The sequence below is a fragment of the Salinibacterium sp. GXW1014 genome, assembly GCF_044769865.1.
Lineage (GTDB): Bacteria > Actinomycetota > Actinomycetes > Actinomycetales > Microbacteriaceae > Homoserinimonas.
Genome location: NZ_JBIZWA010000001.1, coordinates 408,677 through 429,148, shown reverse-complemented (window position 1 = coordinate 429,148; position 20,472 = coordinate 408,677). Strand labels below are relative to the sequence as shown.

The 20,472-nt window shown below is 68.7% G+C and carries 20 protein-coding genes; 9 read left to right on the top strand and 11 right to left on the bottom strand.

Going from position 1 to position 20,472, the window contains the following annotated elements:
* Window positions 1-127: 127 nt before the first annotated feature.
* The 5 genes from ACIQK7_RS02060 to ACIQK7_RS02040 all read right to left on the bottom strand — a co-directional run bounded on the left by ACIQK7_RS02060 (window position 128) and on the right by ACIQK7_RS02040 (window position 3,653).
* On the bottom strand, window positions 128-568 hold the full coding sequence (locus tag ACIQK7_RS02060) for an SRPBCC family protein (RefSeq protein WP_403020750.1): 441 nt from the start codon (window positions 566-568) through the stop codon (window positions 128-130).
* A gap of 65 nt (window positions 569-633) precedes the next feature.
* Window positions 634-1,293 carry an MBL fold metallo-hydrolase gene (locus tag ACIQK7_RS02055; RefSeq protein WP_403020748.1) on the bottom strand — a complete coding sequence of 220 codons (660 nt, stop codon included), beginning with the start codon at window positions 1,291-1,293 and terminating at the stop codon, window positions 634-636.
* Window positions 1,294-1,323: 30 nt separating this feature from the next.
* Entirely contained in the window at window positions 1,324-1,737 is a 414-nt protein-coding gene (locus tag ACIQK7_RS02050) for a VOC family protein (protein WP_403020746.1), read from the bottom strand.
* 39 nt (window positions 1,738-1,776) lie between these two features.
* A complete protein-coding gene (locus ACIQK7_RS02045; protein ID WP_403020744.1) occupies window positions 1,777-2,343 on the bottom strand; it encodes a CoA-binding protein in 567 nt (188 codons plus the stop codon).
* Entirely contained in the window at window positions 2,340-3,653 is a 1,314-nt protein-coding gene (locus ACIQK7_RS02040; RefSeq protein ID WP_403020742.1) for an O-acetylhomoserine aminocarboxypropyltransferase/cysteine synthase family protein, read from the bottom strand. Before ACIQK7_RS02040 ends, ACIQK7_RS02045 begins: the two co-directional genes overlap by 4 nt.
* A gap of 243 nt (window positions 3,654-3,896) precedes the next feature.
* On the opposite strand from ACIQK7_RS02040, the gene ACIQK7_RS02035 reads away from it, so the two are divergent.
* Window positions 3,897-4,874, top strand: a complete 978-nt coding sequence (locus ACIQK7_RS02035) for an NAD(P)H-quinone oxidoreductase (protein ID WP_403020740.1) — start codon at window positions 3,897-3,899, stop codon at window positions 4,872-4,874.
* Here the strand turns inward: ACIQK7_RS02035 and ACIQK7_RS02030 are convergent.
* Window positions 4,871-6,388 (bottom strand): dolichyl-phosphate-mannose--protein mannosyltransferase, encoded by a 1,518-nt coding sequence (locus ACIQK7_RS02030; RefSeq protein ID WP_403020738.1) that lies wholly within the window; start codon window positions 6,386-6,388, stop codon window positions 4,871-4,873. The genes ACIQK7_RS02035 and ACIQK7_RS02030 overlap by 4 nt on opposite strands.
* A 44-nt stretch (window positions 6,389-6,432) precedes the next feature.
* On the opposite strand from ACIQK7_RS02030, the gene rsmI reads away from it, so the two are divergent.
* Window positions 6,433-7,263, top strand: coding sequence for a 16S rRNA (cytidine(1402)-2'-O)-methyltransferase (gene rsmI / locus ACIQK7_RS02025; RefSeq protein WP_403023935.1), 831 nt, complete (start codon window positions 6,433-6,435; stop codon window positions 7,261-7,263).
* Window positions 7,264-7,336: 73 nt separating this feature from the next.
* Here the strand turns inward: rsmI and ACIQK7_RS02020 are convergent, their stop codons facing one another.
* Genes ACIQK7_RS02020 through ACIQK7_RS02005 form a run of 4 tightly spaced genes read right to left on the bottom strand, consistent with a single transcriptional unit; the run spans window position 7,337 to window position 11,380 of the window.
* Window positions 7,337-7,606, bottom strand: a complete 270-nt coding sequence (locus tag ACIQK7_RS02020; RefSeq protein ID WP_403020735.1) for an HPr family phosphocarrier protein — start codon at window positions 7,604-7,606, stop codon at window positions 7,337-7,339.
* 23 nt (window positions 7,607-7,629) lie between these two features.
* Window positions 7,630-9,627 (bottom strand): fructose-specific PTS transporter subunit EIIC, encoded by a 1,998-nt coding sequence (locus tag ACIQK7_RS02015; protein ID WP_403020733.1) that lies wholly within the window; start codon window positions 9,625-9,627, stop codon window positions 7,630-7,632.
* 2 nt (window positions 9,628-9,629) lie between these two features.
* Window positions 9,630-10,595 (bottom strand): 1-phosphofructokinase family hexose kinase, encoded by a 966-nt coding sequence (locus ACIQK7_RS02010; RefSeq protein WP_403020731.1) that lies wholly within the window; start codon window positions 10,593-10,595, stop codon window positions 9,630-9,632.
* Entirely contained in the window at window positions 10,592-11,380 is a 789-nt protein-coding gene (locus ACIQK7_RS02005; protein WP_403020728.1) for a DeoR/GlpR family DNA-binding transcription regulator, read from the bottom strand. The genes ACIQK7_RS02010 and ACIQK7_RS02005 overlap by 4 nt, the downstream gene beginning before the upstream one ends.
* Before the next feature lie 150 nt (window positions 11,381-11,530).
* Between ACIQK7_RS02005 and metG the strand changes: the two genes are divergently transcribed.
* Genes metG through ACIQK7_RS01980 form a run of 5 tightly spaced genes read left to right on the top strand, consistent with a single transcriptional unit; the run spans window position 11,531 to window position 16,356 of the window.
* Window positions 11,531-13,102, top strand: coding sequence for a methionine--tRNA ligase (gene metG / locus ACIQK7_RS02000; RefSeq protein ID WP_403020725.1), 1,572 nt, complete (start codon window positions 11,531-11,533; stop codon window positions 13,100-13,102).
* On the top strand, window positions 13,099-13,995 hold the full coding sequence (locus tag ACIQK7_RS01995; protein WP_403020723.1) for a TatD family hydrolase: 897 nt from the start codon (window positions 13,099-13,101) through the stop codon (window positions 13,993-13,995). Before metG ends, ACIQK7_RS01995 begins: the two co-directional genes overlap by 4 nt.
* Window positions 13,992-14,831: a 16S rRNA (adenine(1518)-N(6)/adenine(1519)-N(6))-dimethyltransferase RsmA gene (rsmA, locus tag ACIQK7_RS01990; RefSeq protein WP_403020722.1), complete on the top strand. Its 840-nt coding sequence runs from the start codon at window positions 13,992-13,994 to the stop codon at window positions 14,829-14,831. The genes ACIQK7_RS01995 and rsmA overlap by 4 nt, the downstream gene beginning before the upstream one ends.
* 10 nt (window positions 14,832-14,841) lie before the next feature.
* Window positions 14,842-15,378 (top strand): hypothetical protein, encoded by a 537-nt coding sequence (locus ACIQK7_RS01985; protein ID WP_403020720.1) that lies wholly within the window; start codon window positions 14,842-14,844, stop codon window positions 15,376-15,378.
* 42 nt (window positions 15,379-15,420) lie between these two features.
* Window positions 15,421-16,356, top strand: coding sequence for a 4-(cytidine 5'-diphospho)-2-C-methyl-D-erythritol kinase (locus ACIQK7_RS01980; protein WP_403020718.1), 936 nt, complete (start codon window positions 15,421-15,423; stop codon window positions 16,354-16,356).
* 121 nt (window positions 16,357-16,477) lie between these two features.
* Here the strand turns inward: ACIQK7_RS01980 and ACIQK7_RS01975 are convergent, their stop codons facing one another.
* Window positions 16,478-17,332 (bottom strand): DUF559 domain-containing protein, encoded by an 855-nt coding sequence (locus tag ACIQK7_RS01975; RefSeq protein ID WP_403020715.1) that lies wholly within the window; start codon window positions 17,330-17,332, stop codon window positions 16,478-16,480.
* 330 nt (window positions 17,333-17,662) lie between these two features.
* Between ACIQK7_RS01975 and ACIQK7_RS01970 the strand changes: the two genes are divergently transcribed.
* The gene (locus tag ACIQK7_RS01970; RefSeq protein ID WP_403020713.1) at window positions 17,663-19,459 is read left to right on the top strand and encodes an ABC-F family ATP-binding cassette domain-containing protein; all 1,797 of its coding nucleotides are present in this window, start codon (window positions 17,663-17,665) and stop codon (window positions 19,457-19,459) included.
* Window positions 19,460-19,553: 94 nt separating this feature from the next.
* Window positions 19,554-20,447, top strand: coding sequence for a MetQ/NlpA family ABC transporter substrate-binding protein (locus ACIQK7_RS01965; RefSeq protein WP_403020710.1), 894 nt, complete (start codon window positions 19,554-19,556; stop codon window positions 20,445-20,447).
* Window positions 20,448-20,472: the final 25 nt, after the last annotated feature.

Sequence of the window (20,472 nt, the reverse complement as noted above, 5' to 3'; positions counted from 1 at the left end):
GGCTTCGGGGACACCGGCCACTCTCTAATATATCGTCACGATGTACCCCGCTTCACCGGATCCAGTCCCCAGAAAGGGGGACCCCCGGATGTCCCCGGCCGCGCGGAGCGCTACCCCGCGCAGGACCTCACCGTCGCGGCGACCCCGACAGCAGCTCCTGCACGCTCGCGAGGTCGCCCCGGAGACCTCGCGAGAAGTTCAGCCACAGGATCGGTTCGAGCACGCGCATGACGCCGTGGAGGCGCACCTCGAGCGAGGCAGTCAGCCGGCATCCCGAGTCGGTCGGCACGACTCGATAGCTGCCACCGCCGTTCCAAGGTGAACCGTCGAGTGTCCATGCCACGAGCGTCTCCGGTTCGAACTCGCTGATATCCCAGCGCATGACGACGCCCCGTCCGCCCATCTCGACATGGGTCTCACCGCGGACTCCGACGGCGGGCTCACTTGCGTGGCGGTACCGGCTCTCGACGATCGACTCGCGCCACTGGACTTCGTTCTCCACGCGGGAGAGGTAGCCGAACACCGATGCGGCGTCTCGAGGGATATCGATCGACCGCCGTGTTCTCATGGGCACCAAGTCTTGCGAAACTTTCGGGTCGGGTCATCCCCGCGAGAGGGGGTGAACCGGCCCGACTACCAGCCGCGCGCCCGCCATTCCTCGAGGCGCGGGCGTTCCGCCCCCAGCGTCGTGCCGGCACCATGGCCCGGATGCACGTGGGTGTCGTCGCCGAACGCCCCGAAGAGCCGCTCGCTCACGTCAGTGAAGAGCTGCTCGAAGCGCCCCGCGTCTCCCCACGTGTTGCCGACCCCGCCCGGGAACAGGCTGTCGCCCGTGAACAGGTGCGTCGGGCCGCTTGTGCCATCGAGCACGAGTGCGACCGACCCCGGGGTGTGCCCGCGAAGGTGCACGATGCCAAGGGAGAGGTCGTCGACCGCGACCGTGTCGCCATGCGACAGCCGCCGGTCGATCGCAACCCCCGTGTGCCCCTCGATCGCGTCGGCATCGTCGGCACCCGCAAGCAGGGGAGCGCCCGTTGCGCGTCTCGCCTCCGCCAGGGCTCCGATGTGGTCCCGATGCTGGTGGGTCGTCACGATCGCCCCCACGGATGTCGCCGCCGCTGCGTCGTCGCGAGCGTCTTCGAGCATCCCCTCGATCACTGGCCAGTCGTTCGCGGCGTCGATGAGCACCTGCGCGCCTGAGGTGCGAGAGGTGACGAGGTACACGTTGTTATTCATGTCCGACACCGACACGGAGCGGATGACGGCGAAACCGAGATCGTGAAGCAGGGTCATGCTGTCAGCCTATTGAGGCGCCGTCTCGGCTCACGGCAACAGCGACTGGCCGAACGGTCCGGGGTTGTGCGCGACCTCCCAGCGGAAGCCGTCCGGGTCGGCGAAGTAGCCGGAATATCCGCCCCAGTCCCGCCGCTGCGGCTCGGCCAGGATGCGCGCCCCCGCCGACCGTGCCGTCCGGATGACGGCGTCGACCTCGGCCTCGCTCGCGACGTTGTGCGCGAGCGTCACGGGGGCGGAGCCGTCCCGCGAGACCGTGCCGATCTCTACCTCGGCGTGCCCACGGTCCCAGAGGGACAGCGCGAGACGCTCGCCCACGCGCAGCATGAGCACCTCGCCATCGACGAACACTTCGGGGCGCCACCCGAGGCCGTCGACGAAGAACGTACGGGAACGCTCGACGTCATCGACAACGAGCGTGATGAGGCTCAGTCGCTGGTCCATGAGCGAATCGTGCCAGCATCCGCCGACACTGGCGAGTGCCTACGCGATCGCCTTGCGCGACGAGATGACCCCCGTGTCGAAGCCGAGCAGGTGCAGGCCGCCGTGGAAGCGGGCGTGCTCGACCTTGAGGCAACGGTCCATGACGACCGTGAGGCCATGCTCCTCGCCGTAGCGGGCCGCCTCCTCGTTGTAGATGCCGAGCTGCACCCAGATCGTCTTCGCGCCGACCGCGAGCACGTCGTCGATGACCGCGGGGATGTCGCTCGCCTTGCGGAACACGTCGACGATGTCAGGCACCTCGGGCAGCGAGGCGAGGTCGGGGTAGGCCTTCTGGCCGAGGATCTCGTCGGCGTTCGGGTTCACGAAGTACACGCGGTAGTCGCTCGACTGCAGCAGGTAGGTGCCGACGAAGTAGCTCGAACGGGCGGGGTTGGGCGAGGCGCCAACGATCGCGATCGACTTGGCGCGACGCAGGATGCCGAGGCGCTGCTTCGCGGTCGGGCCGACCCAGGTGCGCTGTGACTTCAGCAGCTTCGCGAGGGGGGAGGAGGCCGGGATGCTGCAGCTCAGGCCGTTGGCAAGCTGCACAGTCTCGGTGTCGCTCATTCGGACGCTCCCTTCAGTGCGGCGTCGAGCGCCTGGTCGAGGTCGTAGATGATGTCGTCGACATCCTCGATGCCCACGCTGATGCGGATGAGGCCGGCGCCGACGCCGCCGTCGATGAGCTGCTGCTCGGTCAGCTGCGCGTGGGTCGTCGAGGCGGGGTGGATGACGAGGGTCTTGGCGTCGCCGATGTTGGCGACGTGGCTCGCGAGTTCAACCGACTCGATGAACTTCTGGCCCACCGCCCGACCGCCCTTGATGCCGAAGCCGAAGACCGAGCCGGGCGTGCCGTTTAGGTACTTGAGTGCGCGGTCGTGGTGCGGGTGCTCCTCGAGGCCTGCCCAGTTGACGTACTCGATGCGGTCGTCGGCGCGCAGCCACTCTGCGACCGCGCGGGCGTTGTCGACGTGCGCCTGGATCCGGTAGGGCAGCGTCTCGACGCCCTGCGCCAGGTTGGCGGCGGATGTCGCGGAGAGCACAGGCCCGATGTCGCGCAGCTGCTCAGCCCGCAGCCGGGTCAGGAACGCGTACTCACCGAAGTTGCCGTACCAGTTGAGCCCGCCGTAGTGGGGAACGGCCTCGTCGAAGAGGGGGAAGCGGTGGCCGGACCAGTCGAAGCGACCCGACTCGACGACCACGCCGCCAAGCACGGTGCCGTGCCCGCCGAGGAACTTCGTCGCCGAGTGCGTGACGATGTCGGCACCCCACTCGATGGGGCGGCACAGGTAGGGCGTGGCGACCGTCGAGTCGATGATGAGCGGCAGGTCGTGTGCGTGGGCGACCTCGGCCAGTCCCTCCAGATCGGCGACGTCGCCTGAGGGGTTCGCGACCGTCTCGGCGAAGATCAGCTTGGTGTTGTCCTTGATTGCGGCGGCATAGTCGGCCGGGTCGGCGGACTGGATAAACGTCGTCTCGACGTCGAACCGTCGCAGCGTGACATCCAGCTGCGTGATGGACCCGCCGTAGAGGTTCGCGGATGCCACGATGTGGTCGCCAGCGCCGGCCAGCGACGCGAAGGTGATGAACTGTGCGCCGAGGCCGCTCGCGGTCGCGACGGCGCCGAGGCCGCCCTCAAGGCTCGCGACGCGCTCTTCGAAGGATGCGACAGTCGGGTTGGAGACGCGGCTGTAGATGTTGCCGTACTTCTGCAGGGCGAAGCGGGCAGCGGCATCCGCGCTGTTGTCGAAGACGAACGCCGTCGAGTTGTAGACGGGGAGTGCGCGCGAGCCGCTCACTGCGTCTGGAATGTTGCCTGCGTGGATCGCGCGGGTCTTGAAGCCCCAGTCGCGGTCGGTCGTGTCCCGGTCTGCCATAGGGCACAGGCTATCCGAGCCTCCCACACGCGCTTTGCCGCGTTACGTCGTGTGACCGCGAGCGTCCTCCTTCGCCGCGAATGACTGCCTTTCGGACAGATGACTGTGCCGCGGCACGATCATCTGTCCGAAAGGCAGTCATCCAGCGCGAGGGCCCGGGTGAGTGCGACGTGAGCGGCGGGCGGATGCTGCGGCCGCCAGTCCCGCGTATCGTGCGAGTGACACATCCCACGAGAGGACCCCATGCGCGCCATCACTGTCAGCGAGTCCGGCGGCCCCGAGAACTTGGTCCTGAGCGAGGTCGACGACCTGCCCCTCGGCGAACGTGAGGTGCGCATCCGCGTCGCGGCGGCCGGTCTGAACCGCGCCGACATCGCCCAACGCCAGGGCAACTACCCCTCGCCTCCAGGAGCGCCCGAATGGCCGGGCCTCGAGGTCTCTGGCACCGTGACCGAGACGGCACCGGATGTCACGGGCATCCGTGTCGGCGAGCGCGTGTGTGCCCTCCTCGCCGGCGGCGGCTATGCCGATGAGGTCGTGGTGCACGAGGGGCTGACCCTCCCGGTGCCGGACTCCCTTGACCTCGTCGAGGCGGCCGCGCTGCCCGAGACCCTCTGCACCGTCTGGTCGAACGTCTTCATGAGCGCCGAGCTCCAGCCGGGCGAGACCCTGCTTGTGCACGGCGGCGGCAGCGGCATCGGCACGACGGCGATCCAGATGGCGAAGCTCAGCGGGGCACGCGTCGCGGTCACGGCGGGCTCTTCCGAGAAGCTCGCGGCCTGCGCCGAGCTCGGGGCGGACATCCTCATCAACTATCGCGAGGAGGACTTCGTCGCCCGCATCAAGGAGGAGACCGACGGTGCCGGGGCCAACGTGATCCTCGACATCGTGGGCGGCGCCTACGCGGCATCCAATGTGCGTGCCCTCGCGATGGACGGCCGCATTATGGTCATCGGCAACCAGAGCGGCGTGCCGGCAGAGTTCAACCTCGCCCACCTCATGGTCAAGCGCGGGCGCATCTGGGGCACGACCCTGCGCGCCCGCCCGCTCGAGCAGAAGCTCGCGATCGTCGCGGGGGTACGCGAGCACGTGTGGCCCTGGGTTGTGGAGGGCCGCCTGCGCCCCCTCGTCGACAGCACCTTCCCCTTCGCCGAGGTCGCGGATGCCCACCGCCGCATGGAGGGGTCCGCCCACACGGGCAAGATCCTGCTGACGCCCTAGCGCCACCCCGGCAGCCAGTAGTGGCTGCGGATGAACGGCTCCGGCAGCTGCATCCCCGTCCAGACCGGGTAGAAGTAGGCGCTCAGCAGCACGACGAGCGCCAGCACCACAATGACGACCCGGATGCCCGTGGCCCGCCGCCACTCGCCCTCCCACGGCCGCCCCATCACGACGCCCAGCGCATACGTCAGCGCGAGCACCATGTAGGGCAGGAAGGCGATCGCATAGAACTGGAACATCGTGCGCTCCGGGTAGAGCAGCCAGGGGGCCCACCCCGCGACGACGCCGACGAGGATCAGTCCGGCACGCCAGGACCGCGGATGCCGCAGCAGCCGCCACACGAGCAGCCCGAGTGCCCCCACCGCCAGGTACCAGATGAGCGGGTTCGGCAAGGTTGTGATGAACTGCTCGCAGCGCTCGACCGAGCATCCGTTCTCGCCCTCGTCGGAGTAGACGCGGTAGAACGCCGTGGGTCGCAGCATGGGCAGCCACTGCCACGCGGGTGAGGCCCAGCCGTGTTCCGCGCCGAGGTCGACGTGAAAGTTGTAGGCGCTCACCTGGTAGTGCCACCAGCTCTGCCAGTCGCGCGGCACCCACGAGAGCGCACCCTCCCAGGCGTTGCCCTGCGCCCACTGCCGGTAGTAGCCGCCGTCCGTGCGGAACCACGCCGCCCAGCTCGCGACATACGCGCCGGCGGCAATCGGCACCGTCAGCAGGAAGCTCACGGGCGCCTGTTTGAGGGCGGTGCCCGAGAACCAGAACGGGATGCCCGCCCGTCGCCTCGCGAGGGCGTCGACGACGAGCGTGTAGACGGCGAAGATCGCGAGGAAGTACAGCCCGCTCCACTTGACGGCCGTCGCGAGGCCGAAGGCGAGGCCGGCGGCCACGAGCCACGGGCGGGCCCACAGGGCTGGGCCCCAGTCGCGGGAGAGTCCGCGCTTCTCGCGCTGCAGCATCCATCGCTCCAGACGTTCCCGGCTCTGGCGCCGATCGAGCAGCACGAAAAGGAAGCCGAGCAGGGCGAACAGCATGAGCGCGGTGTCGAGCAAGGCCGTGCGCGACATGACGATCGCGTGGCCGTCGACCGCCATGAGCCCGCCCGCGATCGTCGCGAGCAGGGGCGAACGGAACAGGATGCGCGCCACCAGCCACAGCACCGCGACCGCCACGATGCCGACGACCGCCATGCCGATGCGCCACCCGAAGGGGTCCTCGGCTCCGAAGGCGCCGAGGCCGAGCGCGATGATCCACTTGCCGAGCGGCGGATGCACGACAAACGACGCCTCGTCGAGGTAGGTGTTCACGTCCCCTGCGACGAAGCCCGCGTCTGCGCCCTCCGGCCAGCTGCCCTCGTAGCCGAGGTGGAGGAGCGTCCAGGCATCCTTCACGTAGTAGGTCTCGTCGAAGACGAGGGCGCGCGGGTGGCCGAGGTTCCACAGGCGCAGCGCCGCGGCGAGCACCGTGACCGCCAGCAACCAGAGCCACTCGGGCAGGCGGGCGAGGCGGCGGGTCACCCGCCCACCCTATTCAACCCGCCGAGCCTGCGAGGATGGAGCCCATGATCATCCTCGCGGCGACGCCCATCGGCAATCTCGGCGATGCCTCGCAGCGGCTGCGCGATGCCCTCGCGAGCGCCGAGGTGATCGCCGCCGAAGACACCCGCACGACCGTGCACCTCATGCGCGCGCTCGGCATCGAGAACCGGCCGCGGCTCATCCCCCTCCACGAGCACAACGAGGTCGCGAAGGCCGCCGAGATCGTGGAGCTCGCCAGGGAGTCCGACGTACTCGTGCTCTCCGACGCCGGCATGCCCGCGATCTCCGACCCCGGCTTCCCGCTCGTCGCCGCGGCAACCGCCGCGGGCGTCACGGTCACGGCGCTGCCCGGCCCCTCCGCCGTGCTCACGGCGCTCGCCGTCTCCGGCCTCCCCACCAACCGCTTCTGCTTCGAGGGCTTCCTGCCGCGCAAGGGCGGCGACCGCCGCAAGGCCTTGACGGCACTCGCGCGTGAGGCCCGCACCATGGTGTTCTTCGAGTCGCCCAACCGCCTGGCCGATGCGCTGACGGATGTCGCGGCCGTCCTTGGCCCCGACCGCCGGGTCGTCGTCGCCCGCGAGCTCACCAAGAAGTTTGAGGAGGTCAAACGCGGCACGGCCTCCGAGCTCGCGGAATGGGCCGCCGGCGGCGTCAAGGGGGAGATCGTCGTCGTCATCGAGGGCGCCGCGCCGACCGTCGCGTCGATCGACGGTGGCGTTGCGCAGGTGCTCGAGCTCGTGGCATCCGGCACCCGGCTCAAGGATGCGGCGGCCGAGGTCGCCGAGGCGACCGGACTGAGCAAGCGCGAGCTCTACGAGGGCGCGCTGGAACTGAGGCAATCGCGCCAGCGATGAGCAGGGCCGCCGCGATGGCTCACGGCTCGCCCCTGCTGCAACACTCGCACCGCGGTTCTGGGGCTGTCTCCGCTTAGGAGGCGTCCAGGTCGGTCTCAAGCAGCTGCACGAGCGTCTCAAGCGCCTCCTCGGCGCCCTCGCCCTCGGCCGCGAGCGTCACTGTCTCGCCCTTGGCGGCACCGAGGGCCATGACTGTGAGGATGCTCGCGGCATTGCCGGCGGGTCCGTCGCCCTTGCGGATGGTCACGGGCACCTTCTGCTCGTTGACCGCGTTGACGAAAAGGGTCGCGGGCCGGGCGTGGAGTCCGACGCTGCTGGCGATGGTGGCGGTGCGTTCTGGCATGATTCTTCTCTCCTTGTGATGGGTCAGGCGGCGACGGGCGCTGCGGCGTTCCCCACGTCGGCGATCGCGGGCCGGCGCACGGCCCAGCGCTTGAGGGCGACGACGATGAGGGCCGTGACGACGACCCCGGCGAGGATGGCGACAACGAACATCGCGAAGTTGTTGATGGCAAAGAAGACGAACACGCCTCCGTGGGGAGCCTGCGAGGTGACACCGGTCGCGAAGATGATCGCTCCCGTCACGGCGCTGCCGATGGTGCTGGCGGGGATGACGCGCAGCGGGTCGGCGGCGGCGAAGGGGATCGCGCCCTCCGAGATGAAGGAGGCGCCAAGGAGCCAGGCAGCCTTGCCGTTCTCTCGCTCGACGGGCGTGAAGCTGCCGCGAGCGATGACGGTGGAGGCGAGGGCCATCGCGAGCGGTGCGACCATCCCGGCGCCCATGACGGCGGCCATGATGGTCCACGGCGCCTGGTCGTCGAGGGAACCGGCACTGAGCCCGGCGACCGCGAAGGAGTAGGCGACCTTGTTGACGGGCCCGCCGAGGTCGAAGCCCATCATTGCGCCCAGGATGAGGCCCAGCACGATGGCGGATGCCCCGGTCAATCCGTTGAGGAAGTCACTGAGTCCCGTGCTGAGGGCAGCGATGGGCCCACCGAGCAGGATCACCATGAGTCCGGAGGCCACGATGGAGGCGAGGAGCGGGATGATGACGACGGGCATGAGTCCGCGCAGCCAGGCGGGGGGATTGAGGCGCCCGATCGCGTAGGCGATGGCGCCCGCCAGGAGGCCGCCGACGATTCCGCCGAGGAAGCCGGCACCCATGAATACCGCGACGGCGCCCGCCGTGAACCCGGGGGCGATGCCGGGACGGTCCGCGATCGCGTAGGCGATGTACCCGGCAAGCGCGGGCACGAGGAACCCCATGGAGGCGCTACCGATGCTGAATGCCGCCGCGCCGAGGTAGGCGAGGAGCCCACCCTCGGGAAGGTTCCACAGGCTGTTCTGTACGACGACGTCGCCCGCGACTTCCGTGATGTCGTAGCCGCCGAGGAGGAAGCCGAGCGCGATGAGGAGTCCGCCTCCCGCGACGAAGGGAATCATGTAGCTGACGCCGGTCAGCAGGGCGCGCTTGAGTGTCTGCCCGAAGTGCTCGCTGCGCGTGTCCGCACTCTCGGAGGTGGCGTTGGTGCCCATCACGCGGGGTGCTGCGGGGTCATCGGCGGCGGCGAGCGCCTCCGCGATCATGTCGTCGGGCGCATCGATGCCGCGCTTGACGGGGGCCTGGATGACGGGCAGACCGGCGAAGCGGCCCTTGTCGCGCACGTCCACGTCGACAGCGAAGATGACGGCGGATGCTGCCGCGACGAGTGTGGGGTCGAGTGGCTTCGCGCCGGCCGAACCCTGCGTCTCGACGTGGAGCTCGACGCCCGCACGGTCGGCGGCAGCTTTCAGGGCGTCAGCCGCCATGTAGGTGTGCGCGATGCCGGTGGGGCATGCCGTGATGGCGAGGAGGGTCTTGCCTTCCGCTCGCGGGGTGGCTGCGGCATCCGCGGTCTTCTCGCTCGGTTCCTCAGGCGCGATCGCCTCTTCCACGAGGGCGACGATCTCCCACTCGCTGCCGGCCTCGCGCAGCGATGCCACGAATTCGGGGCGCACGAGTGAGCGGGCGAGGGCCGAGAGCAGTGTGAGGTGCTCCTGGTCGGCGCCGGCGGGTGCCGCAATCAAGAAGATCAGGTCGGCGGGTCCGTCGGTGGCGCCGAAGTCGACGGCCGGCTCGGGGCGCGCCATCACGAGGGTCGCCTGCGTCACCGCCTCGGACCGGCAGTGGGGGATCGCGATGCCGCCGGGCACGCCCGTGTCGGTCTTCTGCTCACGCGCCCAGGCGTCGGCGAAGAGCGACTCGGCGTCGGTGGCGCGGCCCCTCTCCGCGACAAGGGAGGTGAGCCGACGGATGACCCCAGCGCGGTCGCTGCCGAGGTCGGTGTCGAGCAGCACGAGTTCGGGGGTGATGAGAGACGACATCGTTACTCCAGGTGGGTGTTCACGGTGAGAGCCGTCACAGTGGCGGCTCCCGGGTTGGTCTGGGAGAGCGAGGGCAGCTCGCTGCCGGGCAGTGCGGCGGCGGCGGTGCCGTGCGCGACGGCCTGCGCGAGGCGACCTTCATGCGCGTCGCCGCGCTGCTGCGCGATGAGGTAGCCCGAGAGGGAGGAGTCCCCCGCGCCGACGGTGCTGCGCACCGTCACGGGCGGCATGCTCGCATGCCATGCCCCCTCGGCCGTCACGAGCACGGCGCCGCGGCTACCGAGGGTCGCCAACACGCTGCCTACCCCTCCGTGCACAAGCTCGAGGGCGAGGGATGCGGCTGCCGCAGCATCCGCCTCGAGTGTCGCGGCATCGCCGTGCCCAGCCAGTTCGGCGAGTTCTTCGGCGTTGGGCTTGATCAGGTCGACGCGCTCGCCGGAGGCCACGAGGGCGAGCATGGCGGGCCCAGAGGAATCGACGGCGATCTGCGGGTTGCCGCCCGCCTCGCGCACGGCCCGCACGACACGCACGTAGAAGTCGCTCGGCAGCCCGGGGGGAAGGGAACCGGCCAGCACCAACCAGGCGGCGTCTCGCGCGTGGGAGACGAGGAGGTCGATGAGGGCGGTGCCCTCGTCCAGCGTGAGGGTGGGCCCGGGCTCGTTGATCTTCGTCGTGGTGCCGTCGGGCTCCGTGAGGGTCAGGTTGGAACGCACGGTCCCCGCGATGGGAAGGCCCGCCGAGGGGATGCCGGCCGCGGCGAGCGCCAGCAGCATGGGGTCATCCTCGCGGCCGGGAAGCACGGCCACCGTCTCGACGCCGGAGGCGATGAGGGCCCGCGCGACATTGACGCCCTTGCCGCCGGGCTGCTCGCGCCGTGCGCTGGAGCGCTGCACCTCGCCCCGGGCGAGGGGTGTCGCGAGCTCGATGGTGCGATCGAGGCTCGGATTCGCGGTGAGGGTGACGATCATGCGATGACCACCTCGACGCCTGCCGCCTCGAAGGACTCGCCGAGGGCGGCATCCGGTGCCGCATCCGTGACGAGCATGTCGATGTCAGAGAGGGCGGCGAAGCTCACGAGCGATTCGACGCCGAGCTTCGACTCGTCGGCGAGGGCGACGGCACGCTGGGCGCCCCTGGTGAGTGCCGTCTTGACGGCTGCCTCTTCGGTGTCCGGGGTGCTGAGCCCGAACCCCTCGTGGATGCCGTTGGCGCCGATGAAGGAGATGTCGGGCCGGAGCGCAGAGAGTTGGGTGAGCGTCGTTGCGCCGACGGCCGCGCCGGTGATGCCGCGCATGCGTCCGCCCAGCGTCTGGATCTCGATGTGGGGGTTGTCGCTCACGGTCGCCGCGATGTGGATCGAGTTCGTGATGACGACGAGTCGCTGCTTCGCGTTCTCGGGCTGCCAGCGGGCGATGCGCTGGGCGAGCATGCCTGTCGTCGTGCCGGCGTCGATCGCGATCGCACCCGTGAAGTTCGGCGGTAGCAGCGCCATCGCAGCCGCGGCGATGCGGTCTTTCGCGGCGGTGTTTCGGTCGCGTCGCTGGGAGACGCTCTCTTCCGTGCGCCCCAGGAGGGAGGCCGCGATGGCCCCGCCGTGCACGCGCCGAAGCACGCCTCGGGCCTCAAGGTGGTCGAGGTCGCGACGCACGGTCTCCGTCGAGACGCCCAGCTCCGCCGCCACGTCGACGACGGCAACTCGTCCGGAGGTCGAGAGCAGGGCCTCGATGTGCTGCTGGCGTTCCTCGGCGTACATGGCGCTCCTCGCGACTGAAGGGTGGTGTGAGACTATGCGCGTTTCGTATCGATTGCAACACATTCACAGGCAATCCCACACATTTCCAAGTCTGCCCGCTTCGCCGCTGGCCGAGGTGACAGCCACGGGCTGCCGCTTAGGATTGAGGCCATGTCCTCCGGCAAGTCCTTCTACATCGCCACGCCAATCTTCTACGTCAATGACGTTCCCCACATCGGGCACGCCTACACGGAGGTGGCGGCGGATGTGCTCGCCCGCTGGCACCGCCAGAGCGGCGACGACACCTGGCTGCTGACGGGCACCGACGAGCACGGGCAGAAGATCCTCCGCACGGCGGTCGCCAATAACGTGACGCCGCGTGAGTGGGCTGACCGGCTCGTCGAGACGGCGTGGAAGCCGCTGCTCGAGACGATCAACATCTCCAACGACGACTTCATTCGCACGACCGACGAGCGTCATGAGAATGGCGTGCGCCTCTTCCTCGAGAAGCTCTACGACGACGGCTACATTTACCAGGGCGAGTTCGAGGGCCACTACTGCGTCGGATGCGAGGAGTACAAGCAGCCGAGCGACCTCGTCCCCGGCACGGGCGAGTTTGAGGGGCAGCAGGTCTGCGCGATCCACACGCGCCCCGTCGAGGTGCTCAAGGAGACCAACTACTTCTTCCGCATGAGCGACTTCGAGCAGCCGCTGCTCAAGCTCTACCGCGACAACCCCGACTTCATCCAGCCGGAGAGCGTGCGCAACGAGATCATCCAGTTCGTGCAGCAGGGCCTGCGCGACCTCTCGATTTCGCGCTCGAGCTTCGACTGGGGCGTCAAGCTGCCGTGGGATGACTCGCACGTGCTCTACGTGTGGTTCGACGCGCTCCTCAACTACATCACCGCGATCGGCTACGGCACCGACCAGGAGAACTTCGAACGGCGCTGGCCGGCCGTGCAGCTGGTGGGCAAGGACATCGCCCGCTTCCACGCCGTCATCTGGCCGGCGATGCTCATGGCGGCGGGCCTGCCCGTCTCGCAGCGGGTCTTCGGCCACGGCTGGCTCCTGGTGGGCGGCGAGAAGATGTCGAAGTCGAAGCTCACGGGCATCGCACCGAGCGACATCACCGACACCTTCGGCGCCGACGCGTTCCGCTACTACTTCATGAGCGCCATCAACTTCGGCCAGGACGGCTCCTTCTCGTGGGAGGACCTCTCCGCCCGCTACCAGGCCGAACTGGCCAACGGTTTCGGCAACCTCGCCTCCCGCGTCATCGCGATGATCAACCGCTACTACGACGGCAGCGTGCCGCAGCCGGGCGAGTACACGGATGCTGACCTCGCCATCCAGAAGACGCTCGCCTCGGCCGTGACGAAGGCGGATGCCGCGATGCAGCGCCTCGCAATCCACGAGGCGATCGAGGCCATCTGGACGTTGGTGGACGACCTCAACGGCTACATCACGATCAACGAGCCGTGGGTGCTCGCCAAGAACGAGGAGACGCGCGAGCGGCTCGGCACCGTGCTCTACATGACGGCCGAGGGGCTGCGCGCGCTCGCCGTGCTGCTCTCCCCGGTCATCCCAGAGGCGACCGCCAAGCTCTGGGCGGCGCTCGGCTTCACCTCGCCCCTCACGGAGCAGCGCATCCCCGAGGCGGGCAGCTGGGGCGTGCTGCAGCCGGGCGCGACGGTCGACACGCTCCCGCCGCTCTTCCCGCGTGTCGAGCAGGAGCAGGCATGACCTACCCTCCGCTGCCCGAGGCGCTCACGGTGGGCGTCTACGACAACCACACGCACCTCGAGCACGGGGCGTGGCAGCCGAACGGCGAGCCCGAACTCCTCGACTACCGCGAGGCCCTCGACCTGGCCTCGAGCGTCGGGGTCAAGGGTGTCGTGCAGGTGGGCACGGATGTCGCGAGCTCACGCTGGTCGGCTCAGATGGCCGCTCGTGAGCCCCGCATGCTCGCGGCCGTCGCGATCCACCCCAACGACGCCCCCGAGCTCGATGCCGCGGGCACCCTCGACGCCTCGCTCGCGGAGATCGAGGAACTCGCCCAGCGGCCCCGCGTGCGCGCCGTGGGAGAGACGGGGCTCGATTTCTTCCGCACCGACGAGGTGGGTCGCCCGGCCCAGTTCTACTCCTTCGAGGCGCACATCGAGATCGCCAAGAAGCACGGCCTGGCGCTCCAGATACACGACCGTGACGCGCACGACGAGGTCATCTCCACGCTCCTGCGCGTGGGCGCCCCCGAGCGCACGGTGTTCCACTGCTTCTCCGGCGACGCCACGATGGCGCGACTCTGTGCCGAGGAGGGCTGGTACCTCTCCTTCGCGGGCACCGTCACCTTCAAGAATGCGGCGAACCTGCGCGAGGCCCTCGAGGTCGTGCCGCGTGACCGCATCCTGATCGAGACGGATTCGCCCTACCTGACGCCCACGCCGCATCGCGGGCAGACGAACGCCTCGTACATGATCCCGACGACCCTGCGCTTCATGGCCGATCACCTCGACGTGCCAGACTCGCTGCTCGCCGCGGTCATCGCCTCCAACACGGAAGCCGTCTACGGCTCGTGGGACGACGAACCGGTCGTGCCGGATGCCCCGAGCGAGCTCCCGCCGCACCCTCTCGCATGAGCGGCAAACTGCTCGGCCCCTCCGAGATCCGCGACCTCGCTGAACTCCTCGACCTGCAGCCCACCAAGAAGCTGGGGCAGAACTTCGTCATCGACGGCAACACCGTCCGCCGGATCGTCGCGGCCGCGGGGGTCACCGGTGACTCTCCGGTCGTCGAGATCGGCCCGGGCCTCGGATCCCTCACCCTCGGACTCCTCGAGACGGGCGCCCCCGTCGTCGCGGTCGAGATCGACCCGCGCCTCGCGGGGCAACTGCCCAAGACGGTCGAGACGATGCAGCCGGGCGCCGACCTCACGGTTGTGCTCCACGATGCCATGACGATCATGGAGTTGCCGCGGCATCCGCAAACCCTCGTCGCGAACCTGCCCTACAACGTCTCGGTGCCCGTGCTGCTGCACTTCCTCGAGCACTTCAGGTACATCACCTCTGGCCTCGTGATGGTGCAGGCTGAGGTGGGCCAGCGCCTCGCCGCACAGCCCGGCAGCAAGGTCTACGGCAGCCCCAGCGTCAAGGCGGCCTGGTACGGCCACTGGCGCACGGCGGGCCTCGTCAGCCGCCAGGTCTTCTGGCCTGTGCCCAACGTCGACTCGATCCTCGTCGGCTTCACGGTGCGCGACGAACCGCTCGGCACCGAGGAGGAGCGCCTCGCGACCTTCGAACTCGTCGACGCCGCATTCGGGCAGCGTCGCAAGATGCTGCGCCAGTCACTCGCGGGCGTGCTGGGGGGCTCGGCCGAGGCATCCGCTCGTCTCGAAGCCGCCAGCATCAAGCCGACCGAGCGCGGCGAACAGTTGACGGTGCACGACTTCCTCGCGATCACCCGCGCCGCTGCCTAGGCTGGCGACCATGGTTGCGGGCAACGAGAAACTCGTATCGAGCGAGAAGCTCGAGGCGGCGACGGGACGCGCGCGAGCGGCATGGCACGAGCTGCTGGATGCCGAGGGTGCCACCGCCTGGACCCACCCGCAGATCGCGACCTGGCTCGTCGAAGAGCACGGCGTCGACGGCTGGTGGGCGCAGGGCATCACGATCGCCTACGAGCAGGCGCGGGGGATGCGAGTGCCCGGGCAGCAGTCCGATGGATCCTTCTCGTCCGGGGCCAGCCGCACGATGGCGGGCGACGCGCGGGAGTTGCTCGCGCGCGTGATCGCCGTGGCGAGCGGGTGGGCCGGCAGCGAGCCCGCGTCGAGCAGCCCGGAGGCGAAGCATCCGAGTGCCCGCTGGTCGCTCGAAGACGCCACCGGCATCACGGCGACGCTCAGCCCCGTCACGAGCGGCGCGCCCGGCCGCGTGCGCATCGCGCTCACGCGCACGAAGCTCGCAGGGCCCGACGTGCTCGCGGAGGAGAAGGCCGCCATGACCCAACTGCTGCGTGCGCTGTGACCCGGGCTGGGGCAGACAAGGCATTCGGCTAGGTTTGTTCATATGAGTGCGCACGCCCGGCCCGCCAAGGTTCACGTCCGTGCCCCCGGCAAGCTCAACGTGTGCCTCAAGGTCGGAGCGCTGCTCGACGACGGGTACCACGATGTCGCAACCGCCTACCAGGCCGTCTCGCTTTATGAAGACGTCAGGGCATACCCGGCGGATGATTTCTCCGTGACCTTCGGCGGCAGCATCGACACGTCCGCACTCGCGACCGACGGCAGCAATCTCGCGATCCGCGCCGCCCGCCTCCTGGCGCGCGTCGCCGATCACCGCGGGGGAGTGCGGCTCGAGATCGAGAAAAACGTGCCCATCGCGGGCGGAATGGGCGGTGGGTCAGCGGATGCCGCGGCCACCCTCGTCGCGTGCGACACCCTCTGGGGAACCGACCTCGGCCGCGAAGAGCTGCTCAGCCTTGCGGCACAGCTCGGCGCCGATGTGCCCTTTGCCCTCATGGGCGGCACGGCGATCGGCACGGGCCGCGGTGACGAACTCAGCCCGGCACTCGCCAAGGGCACGTTCCACTGGGTCTTCGCCCTCGCAGACTTCGGCATGAGCACCCCCGAGGTGTACCGGGAGCTTGACCGCCACCGGGAACGCCATGCCCTCGACATCTCGCCTGTGACCTTGCAGCCCACCGTCGACAATCCGGTCTTGAAAGCACTCCGCGCAGGTGACTCGGCGATGCTCGCGGAGGCCATGCACAATGACCTCCAGGCGCCCGCCCTTCACCTGGAGCCGCGGCTTGCAAAGGTGCTCGAACTCGGCGAGGAGAACGGCGCCCTCGCGGGCATCGTCTCGGGCTCGGGACCGACGATCGCATTCCTCGCGGCCGACGTCGACTCGGCGCTCGAACTGCAGGTGGCGCTCAGCGCGGCGCGCCTCACCGCGGTGCGGGCGACGGGCCCCGTGCACGGCGCCCGCGTCGTCACGGCCTGAGCCGCGCATCCGCCGTCTCGCGGTCGCATCCGCTCACGGCTCCCTTTCAACGCATTGAGACTACGCAAGTTGCACCAATGCCTCCGCGAATTTGCAAGTTCTGCAGTCTCACGGGTGGCCGTCAGCCTCCAAGAGGTGCGCCGCGATCGCGCAGACGCTTGCGTATCCGGCGGAGCGTCTCCCTCGGCTGTCTCCGGACGTCGTCAACTGACACGAAGATCACGGTCCAACCGGCATCCTCAAGGCGTTCCCGTCGCGTGATGTCGGCGCGAAAGCGCTTTTTCTCACGGTGAAGGTCTCCCTGGTACTCGACGGCGACCTTCCACGTGTCGAACGCGAGGTCCACCATGGCCACGAAGCGCCCGCTGCTGTCGTGAACCCTGAAGTTCAAAGTTGGTTCGGGGAGGCGATCGCGGACCATCAGCAGGCGCATCTCGGTTTCCATTCGAGAGAGCGGCCCATAGCGCATGAGTTCAAGCGCAGCCCGCAACTTTGGCGTTCCGCGACGGCCAGCACGGAGACGAACTGAGTGCTCCACTTCGGGGAGCCGAGCCAACGGCGGCACACCACTGTATGGTTCGTCGCCTGTGATGAGAAAGTCGCCGATGGCGATGAGATCGTCGACCGAGAGCGAGGTAGCCAGGTCGCACCAGGTGTCCACCGGGTGTGTGACGCGCATGCCACCTAGTATCACGACGCGGGAGTCAGAATGGTGTCCAACGATGCCCTGCGCGCGGGGGAATCCCGCCGACGAGGCGGCGCTCACCTGGACAGCGGATGTCGCGAGCACGGGCACGGGAAAGCCGTGGAGGAGGGCCGCGGTGCCGTGACTGAAGTGCTGAGTGCGGGGCATCCGCGCGTGGTAGGCGCGGATGTGAGCCTCGTAGGACGGGTCCCAGTTGAGGGCGCGCACGCCGTGGAAGGGGCGGGCGAGTTTGGTCGATCGGAGTTGGCTGTCTTTGATTCCGGCAGCCAAGGCCTCGCGTCTGCTGAATGGTCGTCCGGTGAAACCGTCGGGGAGAGGAATTCGCACCGGCCCAGAGTGCCCGGGGTGCGAGTCCTCGCGGGGCGCGCATCCACAGCTTCGCGAGCCTACGCAAGTTGCACCCAATAGGGGCCCGAAGTGCGACTTGCGTAGTCTCACGCCGGGAACGCGACTTGCGCGCCTGCGTGCGGTAGAGGTGAGACTACGAAGGTTGCACCACGCCGGGTGGGGAAGTGCAAGTTGCGCAGTCTCGCGGTCTGACGGCACGGGGCCAGCCGCGCCGTGCGCCCGCCCAGCCGCACCCCGGTAGTGTCGACCCACGTGGCACATCTCCTGGGGGCAGAGTCCCTCCACCTCGAATATCCAACGCGCGTCATCTTTGACTCGGTGACGATCGGCCTCAATGAGGGCGACCGCATCGGCGTGGTTGGCCGCAATGGCGACGGCAAGTCGACCCTCATGCGGCTGCTCGCGGGCCGCATCGAACCCGACGGCGGCCGTGTGACGGTACGCAAGGGCACGACGATCGGCATGCTCGACCAGGCCGACGAGCTCGACGACTCGATCGTCGTGAGTGAGTCGATCGTGGGCGACAAGCAGGAGTACGAGTGGGCTTCGGATGCCCGCATCCGCGACGTCATCGACGGCTTGCTTGGCGGCATCCCGTGGGATGCGACTCTCGGCCAGCTCAGCGGTGGGCAAAGAAGAAGGGTCGGCCTCGCCAAGCTGCTGGTCGGCGATTGGGATGTTGTGTTCCTGGATGAGCCCACCAACCACCTCGACGTCGAGGGCATCGCGTGGTTGGCTGAGCACCTGAAGCGTCGCTGGCCTGCGGGCCAGGGCGGCCTCATCGTCGTGACTCACGACCGCTGGTTCCTCGATGAGGTCTGCAACACCACCTGGGAGGTGCACGACCGCATCATCGAGCCCTTCGAGGGCGGCTACGCGGCGTACATCCTGCAGCGCGTCGAGCGCGACCGCATGGCATCCGTCACGGAGGCGAAGCGCCAGAACCTCATGAAGAAGGAGCTCGCCTGGCTGCGTCGCGGGGCTCCGGCCCGCACGGCGAAGCCGAAGTTCCGCATCGACGCCGCGAACGAGTTGATCGCGAACGAGCCGCCCGTGCGCGACAAGGTGAGCCTGCAGTCGATGGCGATGCAGCGTCTCGGCAAGGATGTCGTCGACCTGCTCGACGTCGGCGTCACCTACGGCGACAAGCAAGTGTTGCGCGACATCGAGTGGCGCATCGCGCCGGGCGAGCGCACGGGCATCCTGGGCGTCAACGGTGCAGGCAAGTCGACGCTGCTGGGCCTCATCGCGGGCTCGATTGAACCCACGAGCGGACGCGTCAAGCGCGGCAAGACGGTCAAGATCTCCATCCTCGACCAGCAGCTCGCCGAGCTGGCCGAGGTGCAGAACGAACCCGTGCGCACGGTCATCGGCCGCCAGAAGTCCTCCTACGTCGCGGGCGGCAAGGAGGTCACCCCGGGCCAGCTGCTTGAGCGCCTCGGCTTCGACAGCGCCCAGCTCAGCACCCCCATCAAAGACCTGTCGGGTGGCCAGAAGCGTCGCCTGCAACTGCTGCTGATCCTCCTCGACGAGCCCAACGTGCTCATCCTCGACGAACCCACCAACGACCTCGACACCGACATGCTCGCGGCGATGGAAGACCTGCTCGACTCCTTCCCCGGCACGCTCCTCGTCGTGAGCCACGACCGTTACCTGCTCGAGCGTGTGACCGATCAGCAGTACGCCGTGCTCGGTGGGCACCTGCGGCACCTGCCCGGTGGGGTCGAGGAGTACCTGAAGATCCGCACGGCGGCGGATGCGGCATCCGATGCCCCCTCGGCCACCAAGGCGGCGACGACCCCGGCGAAGAAGGCTCCCGGTCTCTCGGGCGCTGACCTGCGCAACGCCCAGAAGGAGCTCGCCTCGGTCGAGCGCAAGCTCGAGAAGTCTGGCCAGAAGGTGGAGGCGGTGCACGCCCAGATGGCAGCCCACGACCAGAACGACTACGAGGGGCTCGGCGCACTCACAGCGGAACTGTCGAAGCTCGAATCGGATGCCGCGGCGCTCGAGACCCGCTGGCTCGAGCTCACCGACCTCCTCGAGGGCTGACGACGCGGTCGCCTGTCACAGTTCGTCACCTGATTCGGATTTGCTCCGCACACGGATGACACTGGATACCCCGCACCACTGAAAGGCACCACCCATGTCCCTCCTCAAGAAGCTTGCTGCCGTCGCCACCGCGACCGCGCTCCTCACCGGCCTCGCCGCCTGCGCGTCGTCTGACTCCGACGCGGAGCTCGGCTCCGAGTCCAACCCCGTCAAGCTTGGCGTCGTCGGCGCGAGCGACCCCTACTGGGATGTCTACCTCGAGGCAACCGAGGAGGAGGGCATCCACGTCGAGATCATCGACTTCGCCGACTACAACCAGCCGAACCCCGCGCTGTCGGAGGGCGAGCTCGACCTGAACCAGTTCCAGCACGTCATCTTCCTCGCGCAGCACAACGTGGCATCCGGCGATGACCTCGTGCCGATCGGCGCGACCGCGATCTACCCGCTCGGCCTCTACTCGCAGAAGTACGACTCGGTCGACGACATCAAGGACGGCGAGCAGGTCATCGTGCCCAACGACACGAGCAACCAGGCGCGCGCGCTCCTCGTGCTGCAGTCCGCCGGCCTCATCGAACTCAAGGACGGTGGCAGCATCTTCTCGACCCTCGCCGACATCGAGGACTCGTCTCGCGTCGAGGTCAAGGCAGCGGATGCCTCGTTCACCGCGACCTCGCTCGCTGACGTCGCTGCAGCTGTCGTCAACAACGACTTCGTCACCAAGGCGGGCATCGACCCGCTCAGCGCCATCGCGGTCGACGACCCCAGCGACCCCGCCGCGCAGGCCTACATCAACATCTTCGCGGCCCGCGCCGACGACAAGGACAACGAGCTCTTCCAGCGCCTCGTCGAGATCTACCAGACGACGCAGGCGGTGCAGGACGGCGTGCTCGAGGTCTCGGGTGGCACGGCCATCCTCGTCGACACCCCCGCATCCGAGCTCGAGGATGCCCTCGCCAAGGTCGAGGCCGACGTCGAGGCCAACGAGTAGCCTTTATGCAGTAGCCGGCGGCGGA

Coding starts and splice junctions, on each gene's coding strand:
- ACIQK7_RS01985 (WP_403020720.1), top strand. CDS start 14,842: ATGGTTGCGGGCAACGAGAAACTCGTATCGAGCGAGAAGCTCGAGGCG.
- metG (WP_403020725.1), top strand. CDS start 11,531: ATGTCCTCCGGCAAGTCCTTCTACATCGCCACGCCAATCTTCTACGTC.
- ACIQK7_RS01965 (WP_403020710.1), top strand. CDS start 19,554: ATGTCCCTCCTCAAGAAGCTTGCTGCCGTCGCCACCGCGACCGCGCTC.
- ACIQK7_RS02005 (WP_403020728.1), bottom strand. CDS start 11,380: ATGTACGCCGAGGAACGCCAGCAGCACATCGAGGCCCTGCTCTCGACC.
- ACIQK7_RS02060 (WP_403020750.1), bottom strand. CDS start 568: ATGAGAACACGGCGGTCGATCGATATCCCTCGAGACGCCGCATCGGTG.
- ACIQK7_RS02035 (WP_403020740.1), top strand. CDS start 3,897: ATGCGCGCCATCACTGTCAGCGAGTCCGGCGGCCCCGAGAACTTGGTC.
- ACIQK7_RS02020 (WP_403020735.1), bottom strand. CDS start 7,606: ATGCCAGAACGCACCGCCACCATCGCCAGCAGCGTCGGACTCCACGCC.
- ACIQK7_RS02040 (WP_403020742.1), bottom strand. CDS start 3,653: ATGGCAGACCGGGACACGACCGACCGCGACTGGGGCTTCAAGACCCGC.
- ACIQK7_RS01995 (WP_403020723.1), top strand. CDS start 13,099: ATGACCTACCCTCCGCTGCCCGAGGCGCTCACGGTGGGCGTCTACGAC.
- rsmA (WP_403020722.1), top strand. CDS start 13,992: ATGAGCGGCAAACTGCTCGGCCCCTCCGAGATCCGCGACCTCGCTGAA.
- ACIQK7_RS02055 (WP_403020748.1), bottom strand. CDS start 1,293: ATGACCCTGCTTCACGATCTCGGTTTCGCCGTCATCCGCTCCGTGTCG.
- ACIQK7_RS01980 (WP_403020718.1), top strand. CDS start 15,421: ATGAGTGCGCACGCCCGGCCCGCCAAGGTTCACGTCCGTGCCCCCGGC.
- ACIQK7_RS02045 (WP_403020744.1), bottom strand. CDS start 2,343: ATGAGCGACACCGAGACTGTGCAGCTTGCCAACGGCCTGAGCTGCAGC.
- ACIQK7_RS02050 (WP_403020746.1), bottom strand. CDS start 1,737: ATGGACCAGCGACTGAGCCTCATCACGCTCGTTGTCGATGACGTCGAG.
- ACIQK7_RS02015 (WP_403020733.1), bottom strand. CDS start 9,627: ATGTCGTCTCTCATCACCCCCGAACTCGTGCTGCTCGACACCGACCTC.
- rsmI (WP_403023935.1), top strand. CDS start 6,433: ATGATCATCCTCGCGGCGACGCCCATCGGCAATCTCGGCGATGCCTCG.
- ACIQK7_RS02010 (WP_403020731.1), bottom strand. CDS start 10,595: ATGATCGTCACCCTCACCGCGAATCCGAGCCTCGATCGCACCATCGAG.